The organism is Luteibacter sp. P4_E6 (genome assembly GCF_056401535.1).
The window spans coordinates 1-3978 of the sequence record NZ_JBFUJE010000359.1; the positions used below are offsets into that span (position 1 = coordinate 1).

At 64.8% G+C, this 3978-nt stretch carries 4 protein-coding genes and 1 tRNA gene; 1 reads left to right on the forward strand and 4 read right to left on the reverse strand.

What is annotated here, in order from left to right:
• Positions 1–472, forward strand: a 472-nt coding sequence (locus AC1DT2_RS17105) for a hypothetical protein (RefSeq protein ID WP_477297661.1), incomplete at its 5' end; no start/stop codon positions are given.
• An 89-nt stretch (positions 473–561) separates the two neighbouring features.
• On the opposite strand, the gene AC1DT2_RS17110 is transcribed toward AC1DT2_RS17105, so the two are convergent.
• From AC1DT2_RS17110 to AC1DT2_RS17125, 4 genes are all read right to left on the reverse strand, one after another.
• Positions 562–637: transfer RNA gene (locus tag AC1DT2_RS17110), tRNA-Thr, on the reverse strand.
• Between the two features lie 42 nt (positions 638–679).
• Entirely contained in the window at positions 680–1621 is a 942-nt protein-coding gene (gene ispH, locus AC1DT2_RS17115; protein ID WP_477297662.1) for a 4-hydroxy-3-methylbut-2-enyl diphosphate reductase, read from the reverse strand.
• A 209-nt stretch (positions 1622–1830) separates the two neighbouring features.
• Positions 1831–2337 carry a signal peptidase II gene (gene lspA / locus AC1DT2_RS17120; protein ID WP_213948799.1) on the reverse strand — a complete coding sequence of 169 codons (507 nt, stop codon included), beginning with the start codon at positions 2335–2337 and terminating at the stop codon, positions 1831–1833.
• A 74-nt stretch (positions 2338–2411) separates the two neighbouring features.
• On the reverse strand, positions 2412–3978 hold a 1567-nt coding region (locus AC1DT2_RS17125), incomplete at its 5' end, for a class I tRNA ligase family protein (RefSeq protein ID WP_477297663.1).

Below are 3978 nucleotides of genomic sequence, written 5' to 3' on the forward strand. Positions count from 1 at the left end.
ATACTGCACTCCCGACTTACTGGAGCAGCGAACGATGTCGATCGTCGTGATCACGGGCCCGCGTCATGACGCGGTTCACGCCACCCTGGCGGACGACGCGATGTGGCGACTGTGGGAACGCGCGCAAGCCGCCGGCGTCGACCTGCTCTGGCGGCCCTGCCACGACTTCGTCGAGCTGACCGGATACCTCGACCGTTCCAGCGGCGACCACGCCGAACTGGTCCTGCTCGATGTGGACGCCAACGACGTCCCACCGGAAGACATTGCGCCCCTGCGTGACGCCCTCGCCCACCTCAGCGTGCCCTATATCGAAATCCACGACGGCAGCGACGAAGCGGATGCGTCGGGGCTCGTGCCGGGCCATCCGTCACTGGTCAGCGTGGTGGTACCGGGCAACGCCGGTGCGGGCTACAACATGGCGCTATCCATCGGTCTGCGCTATCTCGCCGAGGATGCGCGACTCGCCGCGTGATTCACACCGAATGGCAGGCACAAAAAAACCCGCACCGGCGGGTTTTTTTGTGCCTCCGGGACCGCTCGACGGCAGTCCGGGAAGAATGGTGGTGCCGAAAATAGGAATCGAACCTACGACCTCATCATTACGAATGACGCGCTCTACCAACTGAGCTATTTCGGCGAGAACGAGGATTTTAGGGAAGCTTGGTGCGCGGCGCAAGCCTTAACCGGCCAGACGAAGCTCTTTGGGCAGGGCGAAGGTGATGTTCTCGGCTTCGCCATCGAGCTCGCGGACGCTGCCGGCGCCCCATGACTGCAGGCGCGCGATGACTTCCTGCACCAGCTTTTCCGGCGCCGAGGCGCCCGCGGTCACGCCGATCCGCGTCTTGCCTTCCAGCCAGCTGCGCTCTATGTGCTCCGCGCCGTCGATCAGGAACGAGGTAACGCCCTGCTTTTCAGCCAGTTCCTTCAGGCGGTTCGAGTTCGAGCTGTTCACCGAGCCGACCACCAGCACGAGATCGACGGCGTCCGCCAGGCGACGCACCGCATCCTGGCGATTCTGCGTGGCGTAGCAGATATCGTCCTTGCGCGGACCTTCGATGGCCGCGAACTTCGCGCGAAGTGCGCCGATGATGGCGATGGTGTCGTCGACCGACAGCGTGGTCTGGGTGACGAAGGCCAGCTTCTGCGGCTGCGAGGGCGCCAGCACGGCGACATCCTCGACCGATTCGACCAGATAGATGTTGCCGCTATTGGCGGGATTCCACTGCCCCATCGTGCCTTCGACTTCCGGGTGGCCGGCATGGCCGATCAGGACAACGTCATGGCCGGCACGGCCGAGGCGCGCGACTTCCATGTGCACCTTGGTCACCAGCGGGCATGTCGCGTCGAACACGTTGAGGCGACGACGGTCGGCTTCCTCGCGTACGGCCTTGGGCACGCCGTGGGCACTGAAGATCACCGTGGAGCCATCCGGCACTTCGTCCAGCTCCTCGACGAACACGGCGCCATCGGCACGCAGGCGTTCGACGACGAAACGGTTGTGGACGACTTCATGGCGAACGTAGATCGGCGCGCCGTAGGACTCGAGCGCACGTTCCACGATCGCAATCGCGCGATCGACGCCGGCGCAGAAACCGCGGGGATTGGCGAGCAGGATGTCCAAGGGGGGACCTCGAATGAGCGGTGGCGCCTGGGGGCGCCGGGACGTGTGGATTATCGCATGGCTGCCGGGTGGGCGCTTTCGCCAGGCCTATCGCCGCTGAAGCGGCTCCCACAAAAAGCCCACACCCCCTGTGGGAGCCGATTCATCGGCGATGTGGGAGCCGATTCATCGGCGAACCGCGCGCCAGCGCGGCCAGCAACCAAAAACGATCAGGAAGAAGCCGGCTTCTGCGATCCACTGAACAGGCTGAACACGATCATCGAAACAGCCCCCACGCTGATTGCCGAGTCCGCCACGTTAAACACCGGAAACGGATAGCTCCCCAGGAAAACCTGGATGAAGTCAGTCACCTTCGCCGCATGCAACCGGTCGATGACATTGCCCAGGGCCCCACCCACGATCAGGGCCAGGGGCGCCGCGGTGCGCCAGTCGGCGCGCGGCGTCCGCGACAGCCATACGCTCAGCGTCGTGCTGATCACCACGGCCAGCAGCACGAAGAACCATCGCTGCCAGCCCGCGCTATCGGCGAGAAAACTGAACGCGGCGCCCGTATTGAAGGTGAGCGTCCAGTTGAGAATGCCCGGAATGACCGGGTGCGGGGTCTCCGCCGGCTGCAGCGCCGTCAGCGCCCACCACTTGGTGAGCTGGTCGAGGCCGATCATGGCGGCGGCGAGCCAGAGCCAGGAAAGCGCATTGGGTTTGGGACGTACGATCATTCAGGCAAGCCATGGGAAGCGGAGCGGCCGCGCCGCCGGTTGACGGCGCGGAGGTTCGGGTCGGGACCGGTACCTCAGAACCAGCGGCGATCTTCGCCCTGCCCCGTCACGTTCTCGACGCAGCGCCCGCAGATCTCGGGATGCGCCGGATCCACGCCGACATCCGGGCGATGCTGCCAGCAGCGAATGCACTTCGCGGCCTCGCTCACCGCCGCCGAGACATAAACCTCGGCACCATCGAGTTCCACGCGCTCGGCCGCGGTCGGGCGACCTTCCAGCGGCGACAGCGTGACTTCCGAGGTGATGAAGAAGAAACGGAGCTCGCTGGCGGATTCGGCCAGCGCCGCCTGGGTGGCGGTGTCGGCGTGGATCGTCAGCGTGGCGTCGAGCGAAGCACCGATCTGACCGTCCTTGCGCATGCGTTCCAGCACCTGCGAGGCCGATGCACGGATACCGAGCAGGGTCGACCACCCGCCGCGCGCGTCACCGTCCTCACGCACGTCGAGACCGTCGTACCAGGTCTCGAACAGCACGGACTCACTGCGCGAACCCGGCATGCTCGCCCAGATTTCTTCCGCGGTGAATGTAACGATCGGTGCGAGCCAACGCACCATCGCTTCGAGAATGCGGTACATCGCGCTCTGCGCACTGCGACGACCGCGACTGTCGGTCGGCATCGTGTACAGGCGGTCCTTGGTGATATCGAGGTACAACGCACCGAGTTCGTTCGTGCAGAAGTTCTGCACGCGCTGGACGATCTCCGGGAAGTCGTAGCGCTCGTACGCGGCAACGATCGCGGCCTGCGTATCGGCCGCCTGCTGCACGGCCCAGCGATCCAGATCGAGGCAGCCGGCGGTGGGCAGCAGGTGCTTGTCCGGATCGAAGCCGTCGAGGTTGCCGAGCAGGAAACGCGCGGTGTTACGCACGCGGCGATACGTATCGGCCACGCGCTTGAGGATCTCGTCCGACAGCGACATTTCGTTGCGGTAATCGGTCGAGCAGATCCACAGGCGCAGGATGTCCGCACCGAGGGTCTTCATGATGTCCTGCGGCTCGATGCCGTTGCCCATGGACTTGGACATCTTGCGGCCCTGTGCGTCCACGGTGAAGCCGTGGGTGAGCACGTGGTCGTAAGGCGCACGACCGTTGATCGCCGCCGACGTGAGCAACGAGGACTGGAACCAGCCGCGATGCTGATCGGAACCTTCCAGGTACATCACCTTGTATTCGCTGGCGTCGCCGGCCTGTAACTCCGGGCGCGCACCGATCACGGCGAAGTGGCTCACGCCGGAATCGAACCAGACATCGAGAACGTCGGTGACCTTTTCGTACTTGTCCGCGTCGTCGCCCAGCAACTCGCGCGCATCCAGCGAGAACCAGCTGTCGATGCCTTCACGGGCCACACGCTGCGCCACCTTCTCCAACAGCTGCACGCTGTCCGGATGCGGCTCGTGCGTATTCTTGTCGACGAACAGCGCGATGGGCACACCCCAGGTGCGCTGGCGCGAAATGCACCAGTCGGGACGGCCGTCGACCATGCCGGCAATGCGTTCTTCACCCCAACCCGGAATCCAACGGACCGACTTGATCGATGAGAGCGCGGTGCGGCGCAGGCCGGCCTGCTCCATGCCGATGAACCAC

Excerpts from the sequence above, each read along its gene's own strand:
- lspA (WP_213948799.1), bottom strand. The coding sequence starts at position 2,337 with ATGATCGTACGTCCCAAACCCAATGCGCTTTCCTGGCTCTGGCTCGCC.